The sequence below is a fragment of the Mycobacterium sp. D16Q16 genome, from assembly GCF_002013745.1.
GTDB lineage: Bacteria > Actinomycetota > Actinomycetes > Mycobacteriales > Mycobacteriaceae > Mycobacterium.
In genome coordinates, this window is the sequence record NZ_MAEY01000029.1 from 21,398 (window position 1) to 37,485 (window position 16,088).

Annotated in this window: 20 protein-coding genes and 1 pseudogene; 10 read left to right on the top strand and 11 right to left on the bottom strand. The window is 63.7% G+C overall.

All coding sequences use genetic code 11. From position 1 onward, the window contains the following. The first annotated feature begins 70 nt into the window (after positions 1-70). From B4394_RS23855 to B4394_RS23880, 6 genes are read left to right on the top strand one after another with little or no spacing between them, the layout of a single operon-like run. A complete protein-coding gene (locus B4394_RS23855; RefSeq protein ID WP_078316457.1) occupies positions 71-700 on the top strand; it encodes a TetR/AcrR family transcriptional regulator in 630 nt (209 codons plus the stop codon). Between the two features lie 23 nt (positions 701-723). Continuing rightward, the gene (locus B4394_RS23860) at positions 724-2,526 is read left to right on the top strand and encodes an N-acyl-D-amino-acid deacylase family protein (RefSeq protein WP_078316458.1); all 1,803 of its coding nucleotides are present in this window, start codon (positions 724-726) and stop codon (positions 2,524-2,526) included. Positions 2,527-2,569: 43 nt separating this feature from the next. Then, entirely contained in the window at positions 2,570-2,893 is a 324-nt protein-coding gene (locus B4394_RS23865; protein ID WP_078316459.1) for an ArsR/SmtB family transcription factor, read from the top strand. After that, positions 2,893-3,561, top strand: a complete 669-nt coding sequence (locus tag B4394_RS23870) for a cation efflux transmembrane domain-containing protein (protein WP_078316485.1) — start codon at positions 2,893-2,895, stop codon at positions 3,559-3,561. Before B4394_RS23865 ends, B4394_RS23870 begins: the two co-directional genes overlap by 1 nt. A gap of 60 nt (positions 3,562-3,621) precedes the next feature. Beyond that, on the top strand, positions 3,622-4,008 hold the full coding sequence (locus B4394_RS23875) for an ArsR/SmtB family transcription factor (protein ID WP_078312509.1): 387 nt from the start codon (positions 3,622-3,624) through the stop codon (positions 4,006-4,008). Then, positions 4,005-4,994, top strand: coding sequence for a cation diffusion facilitator family transporter (locus tag B4394_RS23880; RefSeq protein WP_078316460.1), 990 nt, complete (start codon positions 4,005-4,007; stop codon positions 4,992-4,994). Before B4394_RS23875 ends, B4394_RS23880 begins: the two co-directional genes overlap by 4 nt. On the opposite strand, the gene B4394_RS23885 is transcribed toward B4394_RS23880, so the two are convergent. After that, on the bottom strand, positions 4,969-6,228 hold the full coding sequence (locus tag B4394_RS23885; RefSeq protein ID WP_078316461.1) for an APC family permease: 1,260 nt from the start codon (positions 6,226-6,228) through the stop codon (positions 4,969-4,971). The genes B4394_RS23880 and B4394_RS23885 overlap by 26 nt on opposite strands. Then, the gene (locus B4394_RS23890; RefSeq protein WP_078312512.1) at positions 6,225-6,560 is read right to left on the bottom strand and encodes a YnfA family protein; all 336 of its coding nucleotides are present in this window, start codon (positions 6,558-6,560) and stop codon (positions 6,225-6,227) included. The genes B4394_RS23885 and B4394_RS23890 overlap by 4 nt, the downstream gene beginning before the upstream one ends. Positions 6,561-6,654: 94 nt before the next feature. On the opposite strand from B4394_RS23890, the gene B4394_RS23895 reads away from it, so the two are divergent. Continuing rightward, entirely contained in the window at positions 6,655-7,098 is a 444-nt protein-coding gene (locus B4394_RS23895; protein WP_078312513.1) for a nuclear transport factor 2 family protein, read from the top strand. 3 nt (positions 7,099-7,101) lie between these two features. Here B4394_RS23895 and B4394_RS23900 read toward each other — a convergent pair whose 3' ends face one another. After that, positions 7,102-7,536, bottom strand: coding sequence for a PPOX class F420-dependent oxidoreductase (locus tag B4394_RS23900; protein ID WP_078312514.1), 435 nt, complete (start codon positions 7,534-7,536; stop codon positions 7,102-7,104). A 130-nt stretch (positions 7,537-7,666) separates the two neighbouring features. Between B4394_RS23900 and B4394_RS23905 the strand changes: the two genes are divergently transcribed. After that, a complete protein-coding gene (locus B4394_RS23905; RefSeq protein WP_286142413.1) occupies positions 7,667-8,422 on the top strand; it encodes an MBL fold metallo-hydrolase in 756 nt (251 codons plus the stop codon). A 14-nt stretch (positions 8,423-8,436) separates the two neighbouring features. Here the strand turns inward: B4394_RS23905 and B4394_RS23910 are convergent, their stop codons facing one another. Beyond that, entirely contained in the window at positions 8,437-8,871 is a 435-nt protein-coding gene (locus B4394_RS23910) for a hypothetical protein (RefSeq protein ID WP_078312516.1), read from the bottom strand. 56 nt (positions 8,872-8,927) lie between these two features. After that, positions 8,928-9,506 (bottom strand): TetR/AcrR family transcriptional regulator, encoded by a 579-nt coding sequence (locus B4394_RS23915; protein ID WP_078312517.1) that lies wholly within the window; start codon positions 9,504-9,506, stop codon positions 8,928-8,930. Between the two features lie 45 nt (positions 9,507-9,551). Between B4394_RS23915 and B4394_RS23920 the strand changes: the two are divergent. Continuing rightward, positions 9,552-10,405: pseudogene (locus B4394_RS23920) on the top strand (phytanoyl-CoA dioxygenase family protein). Here the strand turns inward: B4394_RS23920 and B4394_RS23925 are convergent. Further along, a complete protein-coding gene (locus B4394_RS23925) occupies positions 10,402-11,166 on the bottom strand; it encodes a polysaccharide deacetylase family protein (protein WP_078316486.1) in 765 nt (254 codons plus the stop codon). The pseudogene B4394_RS23920 and the gene B4394_RS23925 overlap by 4 nt on opposite strands. A gap of 70 nt (positions 11,167-11,236) precedes the next feature. Between B4394_RS23925 and B4394_RS23930 the strand changes: the two genes are divergently transcribed. Beyond that, a complete protein-coding gene (locus B4394_RS23930; RefSeq protein WP_078316462.1) occupies positions 11,237-12,004 on the top strand; it encodes a DUF2127 domain-containing protein in 768 nt (255 codons plus the stop codon). An 18-nt stretch (positions 12,005-12,022) separates the two neighbouring features. Here B4394_RS23930 and B4394_RS23935 read toward each other — a convergent pair whose 3' ends face one another. The 5 genes from B4394_RS23935 to B4394_RS23955 all read right to left on the bottom strand — a co-directional run bounded on the left by B4394_RS23935 (position 12,023) and on the right by B4394_RS23955 (position 15,928). Further along, on the bottom strand, positions 12,023-12,562 hold the full coding sequence (locus B4394_RS23935) for a hypothetical protein (protein ID WP_139360424.1): 540 nt from the start codon (positions 12,560-12,562) through the stop codon (positions 12,023-12,025). Positions 12,563-12,634: 72 nt separating this feature from the next. After that, positions 12,635-13,594 carry a cytochrome c oxidase assembly protein gene (locus B4394_RS23940; protein ID WP_078316463.1) on the bottom strand — a complete coding sequence of 320 codons (960 nt, stop codon included), beginning with the start codon at positions 13,592-13,594 and terminating at the stop codon, positions 12,635-12,637. A 1-nt stretch (position 13,595) separates the two neighbouring features. Next, positions 13,596-14,279 carry a phosphatase PAP2 family protein gene (locus B4394_RS23945; RefSeq protein WP_078316464.1) on the bottom strand — a complete coding sequence of 228 codons (684 nt, stop codon included), beginning with the start codon at positions 14,277-14,279 and terminating at the stop codon, positions 13,596-13,598. A gap of 72 nt (positions 14,280-14,351) precedes the next feature. After that, positions 14,352-15,521 (bottom strand): RNA polymerase sigma factor, encoded by a 1,170-nt coding sequence (locus B4394_RS23950; protein WP_078316465.1) that lies wholly within the window; start codon positions 15,519-15,521, stop codon positions 14,352-14,354. Continuing rightward, positions 15,521-15,928: a YciI family protein gene (locus B4394_RS23955; protein ID WP_078312523.1), complete on the bottom strand. Its 408-nt coding sequence runs from the start codon at positions 15,926-15,928 to the stop codon at positions 15,521-15,523. The genes B4394_RS23950 and B4394_RS23955 overlap by 1 nt, the downstream gene beginning before the upstream one ends. Positions 15,929-16,088: the final 160 nt, after the last annotated feature.

Below are 16,088 nucleotides of genomic sequence, written 5' to 3' on the forward strand. Positions count from 1 at the left end.
TTCAGAAATCTGTGCACTCGAAGTGTACACAGATCTTGAAATATGTCCACACCTTGTTTACATTGAGGGCATGACTGCGGTGTTCGATGAAGGTGCGATACCCGATCCCGATGGTGCATCGGTGGCCGCGAGGCTGCTGGACGCGGCCGAAAAAATTCTGGCCGACAAGGGGATTCGTGCGACGACGATGACGGATGTAGCTGAGGAAGCGGGTGTTTCGCGGTCGTGGCTCTATCGCCACTTTCCCGATAAACAGACCCTGGTAGGCGCGGCGATCATCCGGTTGATCGAGATCAGCTGGGCACAGTCTGCCGCCGAGCTCGCGGACATCGACGGGTTCGAGGCTCGGTTGGTGGCCGGAGTGAAGATCGGCCGACGCGCATACGACGATCCGGGCACCCTGCTCATGCGGATCCGGGTGCGCGAGCCCGAGGAGTTCATGGCCTGCGCCGGAGCCGGCGTTCAGGGTCTGGTACCGGACCTCGCCGCCTTCTGGCGCCCGTATGTGGAGGCGGCCCGCGATGCCGGGGAGATCCATGCGCGCACCGATGTCGAGGAATCCAGCGAATGGATCGCTCGCGTGATGATCAGCCTGGGAAGCGTCCCCGGAAACTGCATGGATCCGGACGATCCAGCCTCACTGCGTCGCCATTTTCGGCGGTATGTCCTACCGGCGCTTCGTATCGCGCCCGTGAAATAGCAGTACTACAAGGAGAATTCACCATGGCTTCCCATGAAGACGTGCAGTTCGACACGGTGATCAAGAACGGGCGATGGTTCGATGGCACCGGCGCGGCGTCCGCTATCCGAAACATCGGCATCAAGGATGGCCACATCGCCGCAATCTCGGATGGCGACCTCGACGAGACGAACTGTCCGCACATCATCGATGCCACCGGGAAATGGGTCCTCCCGGGATTGGTGGATATCCACACCCACTACGACGTCGAGGTACTTGCCGCTCCCGCATTATCGGAGTCGGTTCGTCATGGGGTGACGACAGTACTGCTGGGCTCCTGCTCGCTATCGGTGGTGCATGTCAGTGGCATCGATGCCGGAGACATCTTCGGCAGAGTGGAAGCGATCCCGCGTGACCACGTCATCGGGGCCATGGACCAACATAAGACGTGGACCAACGCGCGTGGGTACATCACGGCTCTTGAGTCACTACCCCTGGGGCCGAACATCGCGATGTTCCTAGGGCATTCGGATATGCGCGCGGCGGTGATGGGGCTGGACCGTGCCACCCGCAAGAACGAACGACCCACACCCAGTGAGCAGGCACAGATGGACCGCTGGCTGACCGAGGCCCTGGACGCCGGTTTCGTGGGGATGTCGTCTCAGCAGCTCCTGTTCGACAAGCTAGATGGCGATGTGTGTCGTTCCCGGACGCTGCCGTCGACCTACGCCAAGCCGCGCGAGTTGCGGAAGCTGAAATCACAACTTCGCCAAAGGAATCGGGTGCTGCAATCCGGCCCGGACATTGAGAACCCCTTGAACGTGTTGTCTCAGGCCGTCCAGTCTCTGGGGATCCTGCGCAAGCGGCTATCGACATCACTACTCTCGGCCGCCGATATCAAGGCCAACCCGTACGCGATCCGGGCGATGGGACCGGTGGCCCGCATCGTCAACACGCTGGGCGGCAACTTTCGCTGGCAGCATCTGCCCGTGCCGTTCGAGGTCTACGCCGATGGCATCGATCTGGTGATCTTCGAGGAATTCGGTGCGGGTGCCGCGGCGTTGCACTTGCGGGATGAAGTCGAGCGCAATGAGCTGCTGCGTGACGAGAAGTACCGGCGCCGGTTTCGCAAGGAGTACGAGAGCAAATTCGGCGTAAGAGTTTGGCACAGAGACTTTTTCGACGCCGAGATCGTAGCCTGCCCGGATGCGTCGGTGGTCGGTAAGTCCTTCGGGCAGGTCGGTGTGGATCGCGGGGGGCTACATCCCGTCGACGCGTTTCTTGATTTGGTGCTCGAACATGGCACGGCCATCCGCTGGCGGACCACGATTTCCAACCATCGCCCCGGGGTGCTCAAGCAGCTCGCGCAAGATCCCGGCATTCAGCTTGGCTTCTCGGATGCCGGTGCCCACCTGCGGAACATGGCTTTCTACAACTTCGGGCTGCGGCTACTGCGGCATGTACACGAGGCACAACTAGCCGGACAGCCGTTCATGACCATCGAACAGGCCGTACACCGGCTGACCGGTGAGCTCGCCGATTGGTACCAGATCGATGCCGGTCATCTCCGAATTGGCGACCGCGCAGATCTTTTCGTGGTAGATCCGGAGAAGCTCGATGGATCTCTGACCGAGTACGCCGAGCAGTCCGTAGCCGCGTACGGGGGACTATCACGGATGGTCAATCGCAACGACGCAACAGTCAGCACGGTACTGATTGGCGGCCGGGCCGTCGTGGTTGACGGCCAGCCGGCCGACATCCTGGGCAAGCAACGGACGGGTAGCTTCCTGCGGGCGGGGGAGAAGGTGCGTTCGGCCGCGGCGGGGCAGGTGCCCGCCGCTAGTTAGTACATCTAGACCTGAATACAGACAAAGCTGTACTATTGGATCCATGCAGACCCTGGTTCATCGCGACGCCCTGACGAGGTTCGGATCCGCATTGTCGGACCCCACGCGCACGGCCATCTTATTGAGCCTGCGATCGCGGCCCGGGTATCCCTCTGAGCTTGCCGATGATGCTGGGGTGTCGCGACAGATCATGTCGAATCACCTTGCGTGTCTGCGTGGTTGCGGTCTGGTTGTCGCTGTTCCGGAGGGCCGGCGCACCCGTTACGAGCTCGCCGATGAGCGCATCGCTCACGCTCTAGATGACTTGGTGGACCTGGTGCTGACGGTGGATCCGTCGTGCTGCCCGGCGGACGAGGGCTGCTGCTGATGGTGCTCGCGTCACAGCGGCGAGATGTGCTCAATCGCCGGGTTCGTCTTTTCGTCGCCGCCACCATCACCTACAACGTCATTGAGGCCGTCGTGGCGCTCTCGGAGGGTGCGCGAGTGTCCTCGACCGCGCTGATCGGTTTCGGCTTGGATTCGGTGATCGAAGTGTCATCGGCCGCGGCAGTGGCATGGCAATTCAGTGCCAAGGACCCGGAGGCTAGGGAGAAGACTGCTCTTCGCGTGATCGCATTCTCGTTCTTTGCGCTGGCCGCCTATGTGGCGGTGGAGTCGATCCGGGCGCTAGCGGGGTTCGGTGAGGCCAGGCATTCGACAATTGGGATCGCCTTGGCAGCAGTGAGTCTGGTGATCATGCCAGTGCTGTCGTGGGCGCAACGCCGAGCGGGCCGCGAGCTGGGGTCCGCGTCTGCGGTGGCAGATTCCAAGCAGACGCTGCTGTGCACGTATCTGTCGGCGGTCGTGCTGGTGGGGCTGCTCGTCAACGCCCTCTTCGGGTGGTCCTGGGCCGACCCGATCGCGGCGTTGGTCATCGCGGCCATTGCGGTCCGCGAGGGGATGAATGCGTGGAAGGGCGAGTCCTGCTGTGCGCCACATATTCCCTCGGCATCGGTGCAGGCCGCTAGCGACGAATGCGACTGCTGCCAGCACTAGCGCGACACATGGTCTACTATCTGCGTATCAATGCAGATATGCAGTAGAGGAGCGTTCGCCATGGCGCAGGCAGATCAGTCGCCATTGGGCGATGAACAGGTTGGGTTGATCGTCGAAGTCTTTCGGATGCTGGCCGATGCCACCCGTGTTCGAGTGCTGTGGGCACTCACCGGCGGTGAGCTGTCCGTCAATGAGCTGGCAGACCTAGTGGGCAAACCGGCGCCGTCGGTATCGCAGCATTTGGCCAAGCTGCGGATGGCCCGACTGGTGCGGACCCGTCGTGACGGCACCACCGTCTACTACAGCCTGGAGAACGAGCATGTCGAGCAGCTGGTGACCGACGCGGTCTATAACGCTGAGCATGCCGGCCCGGGCATCCCGCCGCATCACCGCTCGGAGGCCTCGCTGCGGACCGTGGAAACCGCGAGAAGGGCTGGTAGGCAATGAGTCATACCCGCAAGGAAGTGATTCATCACGACCACGACCATCACCACGCGGCCGGTCTGCGGGGAATGCTCGCGGGGATCGTGTCCCCGCACAGCCATGATGCCGCCGACAGCATCGACGACGCGCTCAGCTCCAGCGCAGCGGGGACCCGGGCCGTCAAGATCAGCCTGGTAGCACTGCTGCTGACGGCCGCGTTTCAGGTGGTGATCGTGGTCGTGTCCGGCTCCGTTGCGCTGGCGGCCGATACCATCCACAACTTCTCCGATGCGCTCACGGCGATCCCGCTGTGGATAGCTTTTGGACTCGGAACCCGCGCGGCGACGAGGCGATACACCTACGGGTTCGGGCGGGCCGAGGATCTGGCCGGCTTGTTCGTCGTGTCGATGATCGCCTTGTCGGCCGTGGTGGCCGGTTATGAGGCAGTGATGCGCCTGATGCATCCCGTGCAGATCGGACAACTGGGGTGGGTGGCGACGGCGGGTGTCGTCGGCTTTGTCGGCAACGAGCTCGTCGCCCTCTACCGGATCCGGGTGGGGCGCCGGATCGGCTCGGCGGCACTTGTGGCCGACGGCCTGCATGCACGTACCGACGGGTTCACCTCGCTGGCCGTGGTGCTGGGCGCCGCGGGCGTCGCCTTGGGATATCCCTTGGCGGACCCGATCATTGGGCTGGTGATTACCCTCGCGATTCTCGCGGTGCTGCGCACCGCGGTCCGGGATGTGTTCCGGAGGTTGATGGACGGGGTGGATCCTGCGTTGGTGGACGCCGCTGAAACAGCACTGGTGGCTCAGCCTGGTGTGCGGACGGTGCGCAGCGTGCGGTTGCGGTGGATCGGACATCGCCTCCATGCGGACGCCGAGCTCGACGTCGACCCCGACATCAGCCTCGCCGAGGCGCACCGCATCGCACACGTCGCCGAACACGAACTGACTCATGCGGTGTCAAAACTCGATAGCGCTCTTATTCACGCGTACCCGGGGCACTGAGGCGACGGGCGACGTAGATGAGGATGCCTACCGCCAGTACTGCCGTGCCGGCGAGGACCGACGACCGCGGCAACGCGAGAGCAATCACGACACACCCGGTCAGGCCGAGTGCCGGAACAATCCTCGGTGGACGGCCCTCGGCAGGGGAGAGCGTCCACGCCGCCGCATTGGCCACCGCGTAGTACACCAGCACCGCGAAGGACGAGAATCCGATCGCGCCACGCAAGTCCGCGGTGGCCGCGAGGATCGAAACCACAAGACCAACAAGGAGTTCGGCGCGGTACGGCACGCCGTACTTGGGATGCACCGCCGCCAGGACGTGCGGCAGATGGCGATCGCGTGCCATCGCGAAGGTCGTGCGTGATACCCCGAGGATCAGTGCCAACAAGGAGCCCGTCGCCGCCACGATGGCTCCGATCCGCACCACCGGCTCCATCCACCGCACACCGGCGACGGTGACGGTATCCAGCAGCGGGGCCGCGGATGCGGCCAACCGTGATGGCCCCAGCGTGGTCAATGTCGCAACGGCGACAACGCCATACACGACCAGTGCGATTGCCAACGCGATCGGGATGGCGCGGGGAATGGTGCGCGCGGGGTCGCGCACCTCCTCACCCAAGGTCGCGATGCGGGCATATCCGGCGAACGCGAAGAACAGCAGACCGGCGGCCTGCAACACCCCGACAATAGGCACGTCGGTGATATCGAGGGATGCGGCGTCGATACCGTCGGACCCAACCGCCGTGACGACAATCGCGGCCAGCACCGACAGCACGATCGCGACGATGACACGTGTCAGCCACGCCGACTTTTGCACTCCCGCATAGTTGATCGCGGTCAAGGCCACCACCGCCGCCACCGCGACGGCGTGCGCGTGGGCGGGCCACGCATAGAAGCCCACCGTCAGTGCCATGGCCGCGCATGACGCGGTTTTCCCAACCACGAAGCCCCAACCAGCCAGATAACCCCAGAACTCGCCGAGACGCATCCGGCCGTAGACATACGTTCCACCGGAGGCGGGATACACCGCGGCGAGCCGAGCCGAAGATGTCGCATTGCAGAAGGCGATCACCGCGGCGACCGCCAAGCCCACGAGCAGGGCGGATCCGGCCGATTGCGCCGCGGGCGCCAAGGCCGCGAAGATTCCGGCGCCGAGCATCGAGCCCAGCCCGATCATGACGGCGTCGAATGTGCCCAGTTCCCGTCGAAGGGGGCCGGACGGGGCGCGGCTCATGCGTTCCGGGGCATGTACATGATGACCCCGACGCCGGCCACGCAGAGCAGCGCGCCTGCCACATCCCAGCGATCGGGGCGGAACCCGTCCATCGCCATCCCCCACAGCAGTGACCCGGCGACGAACACGCCGCCGTAGGCCGCCAATATTCGACCGAAGTGAGCGTCTGGCTGCAGGGTCGCCACGAATCCGTAGGCGCCCAGTGCGATGACACCGAACCCCACCCACACCCAGCCGCGATGCTCGCGCACGCCCTGCCATACGAGCCAGGCGCCACCGATTTCCAAGACCGCGGCCGCCGCGAACAACAGGATCGACTTTGCGACAGGCATGTGGGGAGCCTAATCGCCCCGATCGGACCCGGCGGGAGTGCGCGGCTCGTAGGATTTCGACTCGTTGTACTTCGGGGGAAGGAAAGTTGTGGCGATGTCATCAGCGTCGGTGGTTGTCGGTCTGTGGGTAGCTCTTTCGGAGAGAAACTGGAACGCCGTCACGGCATTTCTTGACGACGACTGCATCTATCTGGACATGCCCGTGGGACCCACCGCTGCGGCATGCGGACCGGAGAACATCGTCAAACGTCTGAAGATCGGGCTCGAACCGCTGAAGGATTACGTGCACCATGACGGGCTGATCGTCGCCAATGGTGACGACGTGATGTACGAGCACTCCGAGACGTGGATCTGGAACACAGGGGAGTCGGCGCTACTGCGTTTTGCCTCCGTCCTCAAGGTGGTCGACGGAAAGATCACGCTCTGGAAGGACTACTGGGACATGGGCGCACTGACGAACTTCGCTCCCGCATCGTGGTTGGAAGACTTGGCCAACGCTGACATGAGTTGGATGTACGACGCGACGGGAAAGGTCTGAGCCTTAGCCCAGCTTCTCGCCGTATACCCGCCCGACGGTGAGAGCCATCAGGACGCGTCGGTCCGAGACCATGACCGCGCGGTACTCCTCCCAGTCGGGATGTTCACCGGCCGCGCCGCGGTAGTAGTCGACAAGCGCTTCGACCTCGGGGCCGTGTGGGTCGGTACCCGGTCCGGTCAGGGATACGTCTCCCTCGGCCGTTGCCCAGGCCCGTCCGTCCGAGCTGGTGACCTCCAGCGCCGCTCGGGGGTCGCGGCGAAGATTGACGGTCTTGGCACGTCCATCGGTCATGGAGACGTAGATGACGCCTTTGTCCCGGTCGTAGAACGGGGTGACGGGGGAGAGCTGCGGTAGTCCGTTGGACTTGATGGTCGCCAGTACGCCGATGCGGCTGTCGGCGATGAGCGCATGCGGATCGAACTGCTGGACAGCATTCATATGTGGACGAACCAGGTGCATCGGACGGGTATTCCGTGCGTTCGATGCGGAAGTTACTGTGAATGAAGGTTGACGTCGGCAACGCGACACGAGGTGAGATGTGAAGGTTCACCATCTTAATTGCGGCACAATGGCATTCGGATTTGTTGACCACTGCCTACTGGTCGAGACGCCGGGTTCGGGGCTGGTACTGGTCGACACCGGTTTCGGTCTCGGCTGCGTCCAGAATCCACGATTGCTCGGATGGACAAGGCACGCCATCGGGCCCGTCCTGCGGGAGGCAGAGACGGCGGTGCGGCAGATCGAGGCGCTTGGATATGACCCACTTGATGTGCGACACATTCTGCTCACCCATCTGGATTACGACCACACGGGTGGCCTCGCCGATTTTCCGTCGGCAACCGTGCACGTACACGGACCCGAACATCGCGCCAGCCAGCAGCCAACTATCGTCGATCGAATCCGTTATCGCACTGCACAATTGTGCGGTCACGGAGTCAACTGGCAGATCAACGAGCTAGACGGTGGCGAGCCATGGTTCGGTTTCCGTGCCGTCCGTGACCTTGACGGGCTGCCGCCGGAGATCCTGGTGGTTCCGCTCTACGGCCACACGCGAGGCCACGTCGGCGTCGCCATCGACACCGGAACCGGCTGGCTGCTGCATGCCGGCGACGCCTACACGGAGCCGCACGCGCTCGGTAGCGGCCCGTTGACCACCGCGAGCAGGGCAATGCACATGGTCACCGCGCATCCGAGTCACCCACGTGCTCAGCTGCAGATTATGCGGCGCCTCACCGAGCTCGTCGCCGATCATTCCGAGGACGTCACCGTGTTCTGCAGCCACGACAGCGCCGCGTTCGCACGGCTTGCTTCAGAAGTTGTCTGAGTCTCGATCGGGGCCTAGACGACAGTGACCGTCCCGGTGCAGTGGGCGGTGTTTTCGTCGTTCCAGAAGAAGCCCGAACGGCCGCCGTAATCGGTGGTGATTTCCACCTGGCCGGGACCGGTGACGACATTGAAGATCGATGCTCCTGCCGTGCCCGAGCCGTCGCCGTGCGCTTCGCCGACAGCGCCCGTGGTCAGGTTGCGCCACTGGAAGTACGCCTGCTTGGGTCCGGCAAGACCGTCCGTGGCGTTCATGTTGAGCGTGCCGGGAATCAGGTCCCGACGTGCATCGGCTTGGCTCGCCTGCCAGGCGCTGACGCGCACGTCACCGTCGAAACAGAGCGCAACCTCGCCCGACGGTGCCGCCATGGCCAGCGGGCAGGAGGAAAGTCCCGCGCCCAGAACGGCGAGGGTGAGAGCGGCCGCACGGCCAACAGGTATCGAACGCATGCAGGGAGTATCGCCCATGTGTCCTCAATCTGGCCGACGTTTCCCTAGGCGGCGGTTCAGCCGACGCCTAGCGCCGCGGAGATCAGGCGCCACAGCCGTTCGGTGATCTCGCCGGGCGCGGGGAGCGGGGTCAGTCGCAACTGCTGGGCAATCCCGTATCGAATTCCGCCGATGATGAAGGCGCCTGCGCTGTCGGGGTTGATGTCTGCGGGCAACTGGCCCAACTTCTGGCCGCGGCGGATGTTCTTGGCGGCGTTATGGCTAATGCGTTGCAGGTACGCCGCTTCCAGTTCGACCAGTTGGGGATCTAACGCGGCGCGGTTGAGCAGGATCGGGGCCAGCGGGTCGGCCACGTGATAGTCGACAAACAGGCGGGTGCGTTCCAGCTCGTGGACGCGCCAGTCGGTGTTCAGGGCCAGATGCGTGTCGGAAATTGCCTGCACGAGACCCTCGTAGAACTCGTCGTAGATGACCGCGAGCAAGCCGCTTTTGGATCCGAAGTGATGGTAGAGAGCGCCGGTGCTGAGTCCGGCTCGACGGGTCAATCCGCTGAGATCCATGACTCCGCTGCCGCGGACGAGTTCATCACGGGCGGCGTCGATGAGCTGTTGACGTCCGATTGAGGGGCGTGCCACTATGTGATCGTACAAAACATAATTACCTTATGTTTAGGAGTGGCGATGAGCGCGGAAGTGTCGTCGTTGGTGGATTTGAGCGGCGACCTGGCCGGAACTCATCGACGGACCGCGAGCAGCGGTGAGAGTGTCGATCCTGCTGTCGCCGACGCGGATTTGGCGGCGATGCGCCACGACGGCTACGTGATCTTGCCGGATCTGCTGACCGCTGACGAGCTCGTAGAGATCCGGGAAGCCGTTGCGCCGTTGCTGAATCTGCATGGCCGCAATGGATTTGAAGGGCATACCACTCAACGGGTGTACAGCGTGCTGAACAAGACGCGTGCGTGTGACCGGATCGCGGATCACCCGAGGGTCTTGGCCCTGCTGGATCGGCTTTTTCTGCCGAACTATCTGTTGTCGATGCTGCAGGTCATCAACATCCTGCCTGGCGAACAGGCGCAGATGCTGCACACCGACGACGGCTTCTATCCGATTCCGCGTCCCCGTGCCGGTCTTGGTGCGGCCACGATCTGGGCGATCGACGACTTTACCGCCGACAACGGTGCCACTGATGTCATTGCAGGCAGCCATCTTTGGGGTGACCGGCGGCCGCAGGACAGCGAGCGTGAACCTGTGGTGATGACGGCGGGTTCCTGTGTGTTCTTCCCGGGCACGTTATGGCACGGCGGGGAGCGAACCGATCTAATGCCGCACGGCTGGCTCTGACAGCTCAATACTGTGAGCCGTGGCTACGCCCGCAGGAGGCGTTCACCTTGTCGATGACCCGCGACACCGTGCGGGCGGTGTCTGAGGACATCCGCCGGATGCTGGGGTACAGCATCCATCCGCCGTTTATCGGCCAGGTCGACGGCATGCATCCCAAAAGACTGCTTGATCCTGGCGCCCCGTCGCTCTAGTGCTGATAGACGTCGTTGAGTGTGACCGTACGCAACTGCCGTTCCCCGATGACATCGAGCAGCTGGTGATAGACCGTGGTTACCGGTGGGTGGTTGAGGTGGCCGATGACAATTGCTTGCGGGTTGAAGTACTTGCGAGCCATGTCCACGATGTACTGCGGGGTGACTACTCCTGAGTCCGACAATGACCCGTACCAGAGCACCGGCGGCCCATACCCGAGCCCCTGAGTAACTGAATCAGTTGCGGTGCTGCGCTTTCCGTAGGGCGGGCGGAAGAACGGCGCTGGATCGACTCCGTAGGTGTTGGTCAAGAACTTGGTGTTGCGGGTGAGCTCGTCAGCGATCTTCTCGGCGGTCAGTGTCGTGAGATTCGGATGAGACCACGTGTGATTGCCCAGCTGGATCTGTCCGCTGTCGACGAGCGGGCGAAGCAGTGGGGCATTCTGCGTCCATCCCGCGTTCACACCATTGACGAAGTAGGTCAAGCGGATTCCGGTATCGCGCGCTAGCTGGGTGTACGCGGCGATGACGTTCGCATCGGTGCCGTCGTCAAGGGTCAAGGCGAGTAGTCGCTGTCCGTCGGCGCGGGCCGGCAGAGCGGTCAACGCACCGCCGCCAGGCAATGGCACCCGCGTCAGCCCACTGCTAGAAGCTCCAGCTGCCGTGCCGGGGTCTGCGGCCGCAGCGGCTGATTCGATGGCTGAGGCAGCCACTGCGGCAGTGGCTGCCAACAAGGTCAAAAACCGGCGACGGTCGAGCACGACGCCAGGGTAGCGCCGGAACCTGGACATCATGCGGTGTCGCAGGTGGTGTCGGGCTACCGTTTCTGTCGTGATCGATTTTGCGCTGAGATCGTGTGGCCTGCGCGGGCATGCGACATTCGCTCCCGATGAGCAGCCGCTTCGGGAACGCCTGAGAGTCCAGACGCCCGCAGGTGAGGCCTGGCGGTGCTTGCGGTGCGAGACGTTTGTGGTCGGCGCTGCGCGGTATCGGGGACCGGCCGATACCGCACCAGAGATTCCGCGCGGACGGCTCCTGCGTGATCGGACCTTGATGCGACTGCTGGCCGTCGAACGCGTATTCCGCGGTCTCGTCTTTGTCCTGCTCGCGTTCGGGGTGGTCAAGGTTCGCGGTTCGCGCGAACATCTCCAACAGGTTTTTGAGCGGGACCTGCCGCTGATTCGCCCGCTGGCCAATCAGCTCGGATGGAATCCGGACAATTCGAAAGTCATCCGTCATATCGGCGAGGCGTTCTCGCTGTCGTCCTCGACACTGATGTGGGTCGCGGTGGGCTTGGCGGCGTATGCGGCGATCGAGTTCATCGAGGCCTTCGGTCTGTGGCTGATGAAGCGCTGGGGTGAGTACTTCGCCGTCATTGCGACAAGCATCTTCTTGCCGCTCGAGATCTATGAGCTCATCGAAAAGCAGACCGTTCTCAGGGTTTTGGCGCTCCTGGTGAACATCGTGGCCGTGGTCTGGCTGCTCTGGAGCAAGAGACTGTTCGGGCTCAATGGCGGCGGCAAAGCCTACGAGGAGGAACATCGCGCCGAGAGTCTGCTGAGCGTCGAGCGGGCGGCGCTGGCGGACAACCCGCACTAGCGGTCGGTGAGCAGCCGGTCAGCCCGCGAGGCTGTGGCTCGTCAACCATTCGTCGACGGTGATCGTGGCCGTCACCTCGTCGAGGTCCAGGACCAGGCGGGTCTGGCTGTTGATCATCTGCACCGCGCGGTCGCAGACGGCGATGGACTCACGGCGCACGGCGGCATCGATCGCGTCGTTGATCTCCGAAGGGAGATCCGCCGAGTCCTGGGTGAGGCGTTCGGCCGTACGCGCGGCAGTGGTGGCGATTTCACGCAACGTGTGGTGAGCATGGCGACGGATCGCCTCCACATGAGTGATTCCGTGGGCCAACGCGAGGTACTTCTGGCGCGCATCCGATTCGGGCGGATGCTGCTGGCCGAGCCGATTGGCGGCCTCACGAATTCTGTCGGAATCATCGACGGCCTCGAAGGCGAGGTAGAAGCCCGCAACAGCGCGGCCGATGGGCGTCGAGGTGTCGACGGCGGGAGAGGCAGGTCGTGGCGGACGCTGGGAAGGCGCAGACTCGGGCAGGGCAGAGTCGACGAGCGACGGTAAGGCGCACCGCGGGACATCCATCCGTCCATACTGCCCGAAAAATAGACGGAGTGTACAGAAGTTCGCTGGGAAAGGCGCCCGGTGACGGGACTGTCAGCGTCGCCCGAATCGCTCTCGCAGCTGTGGGTCGTTCTCCCACCATAGTGTCGGCGTAGCCGGATCCATGGCCATCGTGTTGCCCGGGTCGAGTGAATTCTGGTCGGCGCGGTCGAGTTCGGCGTCAATCCGGGCGGCCTGCGCCTTGTCGTCGGCAGATAAGGCGCGCATCAGCAGCAGCAGAAAGGGCAGTCCAAGGACATCGCCGAGGATCCAGAGAATGCCCGCGCCCAAGGTCTGATCCGTGCGCATATCCGGCCCCCAGGAGCGGTGCAGCGCCAGATAGTAGCTTGACGCCACCAGCGGGCCCTGCCACAGGACTAGGCCCAAGACGCCGTCCCCGATGGTCTCGGCCACGCTGAGCACCAGCGATATCAGCTGCGGATACTTGCGAGGTACGGGATCTACCTGCAAGCGCGCGTAGAAGTACGCAAACCCGATCAACGCCAACGCCGTTCGTGTCATCGCGCCAAGCAGGTCATGCGTCAGAGATGCCGTGTACCACGGCGTCAGGTACAGCAACCACGGTGTGACCAACATGGCCAGGGATGTCGTGAGCGGATGTGTCAAGACCCGCGCAGGTGCCGACGACAGCCCGCGATCAAATCTGTCCAGCCCGTCCGGTTGTAGCGCGCCACGCACAACGGTGACCGGCCGGCCGAGGGCTAAGAAGAAGGGCACGACCAGCAGCAGCAAGACAACCTGCAAGGCCCGCATCCAGAACAGCACGTGTGCGTAAACGCCAACCACACTCATGCATGCGAGCACCCAGCATCCGACTCCCGCGAAGAAGCAACTCGCCCACACGCCACTGATATCCGAGTGGCGACGCCGCGCGCGGGTAAGGGCCCAGCCGTATCCCGTGCTCAGAGCGATAGCGCCGAGGGCAGCCGCCGTATCAAAATGCCATGCACGCCAGACCATCACCCAGGTCAGTGGTTCGGTGGGCAAGAACATCTCAGGCGGCGGTCTTTCGGGATAGGCCGGTAGTCGGTGTCTCGTGAAGGGTCGCGGCCGCGATCGTCACCACTAACGTCGACAGCACCACCGCTGCCAAAACATCGACCACCCAGTGGTCTCCAAGGTAGAGACGACTGCCGGCTACCAGCGTCACCGCCACTATTGCTGCCACCAGGGCAGCCAAGCGTCGCCAGCCACTATGACGGTAGGCGACCACGATGGCCAACATTCCAGCAAGAGCGGTGGTGCCCGTGACGTGTCCGGAGGGAAAGGACCAGCCGGTTTCCGCAACCAGCTGAGTGCTGCGCGGTGGACGGTGTTCTCCCACTGCCCATTTCGCCGCCGCGGCAAGGAAGAACGCTGACGCGACGGCCGCCACTACCGTGGTCGCGGTTCTCAATGAGCGTGCGAACTGCCAAATTGCCAGTGCTGCAATAACTGTCACTACGGACACCGTAGCGGGGCTACCGATGTCCGTGATGTCAACGGCGGCCGAGGTGAGCCAACTGTGCCGGTGAATCACCAACCAGTCCAGCGCGCGGTGGTCGACCCTGCTACCTGAGCCGTAGTGGTGCGCTGTCGCTGCCAGCGTCGCGAAAACCACGAACAACGCTGCCGCGAGAACCGCGGCGGTTCGGGCGCTCGTAGTTTCGGGGCGAAGATTCCGCAGGCTGAAAGTCATCGTGTCCTTCTGGTCGATTCCGGGACCGACGACCGAGGCTAGATCTCTTCCCTGCGAATCTGCTGTCAGCGCTCACTGGCCCCCGGTCGAGAGTCGCTGGTTGAGAGCGGCGGCTCGAAGCGTCAAGTGGTTGCGCTCGGCGACGTTGTGGGCCTGAGCGGCGGCATCGGTGTAGAGCCGCGCGGCTGTGGCAATGTCTCCGGCGCGCTCGTGAAGGTAGGCCGACGACGCGGTGTGGCGGGGGAGAGCCCTATCGAGTTGGCCGAGTGCGGCGAGTCCGGCACGCGGACCGTCCGCCTCACCGACAGCGACCGCGCGATTAAGCCGCACGACGGAGCTGTCGGTGAGCCGGACCAGTTCGTCGTACCACTCGACGATCTGCACCCAGTCTGTCTCGGCGGCGGTCCGCGCATCGGCGTGCAGCGCCGCGATCGCGGCTTGTGCCTGATACTCGCCAAGCCGATCGCGGGCCAACGCGGCTTGGAGCACGGCCACACCCTCGGTGATCAGATCGTCTTGCCATAAACCGCGGTCTTGATCTACCAGCGTGACGAGACTGCCGTCCGCGCGGATGCGAGCCGGGCGTCTGGCGTGATGGAGCAGGAACAGCGCGAGCAGGCCGGCGACCTCCTCGTCATCGGTGGACGCGGCAAGCTGCCGGGCAAGCCGGATGGCTTCGGCCGCGAGGTCGACGTCGCCGCTGTATCCCTCGTTGAACACTAGGTACAGCACGCGTAACACCGTGGCCAGGTCCCCCGCACGATCCAGTCGTACGTCACTCACCGTTCGTTTAGCTCGCGAAATCCGTTGGGCCATTGTCGCTTCGGGTACCAGGTATGCCTGTGCGATCTGACGGGTGGTGAGGCCGCCGACGGCCCGCAAGGTCAACGCGACTGCTGATGCGGGGGAGAGGCGCGGATGCGCGCACAGGAAGTAGAGCTGCAGCGTGTCGTCCACGGAGGCCACGGGTCCTGGCGGCGGCTCGTCCGTGATTCCATACTCGCGACTTCGCCGGGCGGTATCGGATCGTGCGAGATCGACGAAACACCGCCAGGCGGTGGTGATCAGCCAGCCCTTGGGATCGTCCGGGCGCCGCGATGGCCACGTCTGGACGGCCCGGATCAAGGCCTCCTGCACGGCGTCCTCTGCGGTGGCGAAGTCCGCACCACGGCGCACTAGCGCCGCCAGCACACTGGGGATCAGGTCCCGCAGCTGGGCTTCGCCCACCGCAGCGTCGGCCATCAATCGAGGTCGGAGTGTGCAGCTGTCATGAACGGCCGAACCTCGAGCCATTCGTGGATGGGCTCGCCGCCGGCTCCCGGAGCCGCCGATAGCTCCCCGGCAACCTCAATGGCACGCTCGTACGAGTCCACGTCGATGATCATCCAGCCCGCGATCAAATCCTTGGTCTCCGCGAACGGGCCGTCGGTCACCGGGGGCTTGCCCTCGCCGTCGGAGCGCACCCACGCGCCTTCCGGCGTCAGGGCCTGGGCGTTGACGAATTCGCCGGTGCCTTCCAGCCGGGCCGCGAGGTCGTTCATGTATTGAATGTGCGCCTGAACCTCGGCGGGCGTCCACTGATCCATCGGCACGCAATTGACGGCCGCGGGCGCACCGCGATAGTGCTTGAGCAGCAAGTACTTGGCCATAATGATCTCCCTTCGTTCGCGACCCTAGTTGGTCGCTCACCCCTGGGACGGAACCATTGCGCCGTTCTCGACATCAGTTGTCGAGTTTCTCGGATATGTGTCAGAAAAGTCGACCAGCCGGAGCCTCAGAAATCGGATAGTAGACGTGTATCTAATAGCG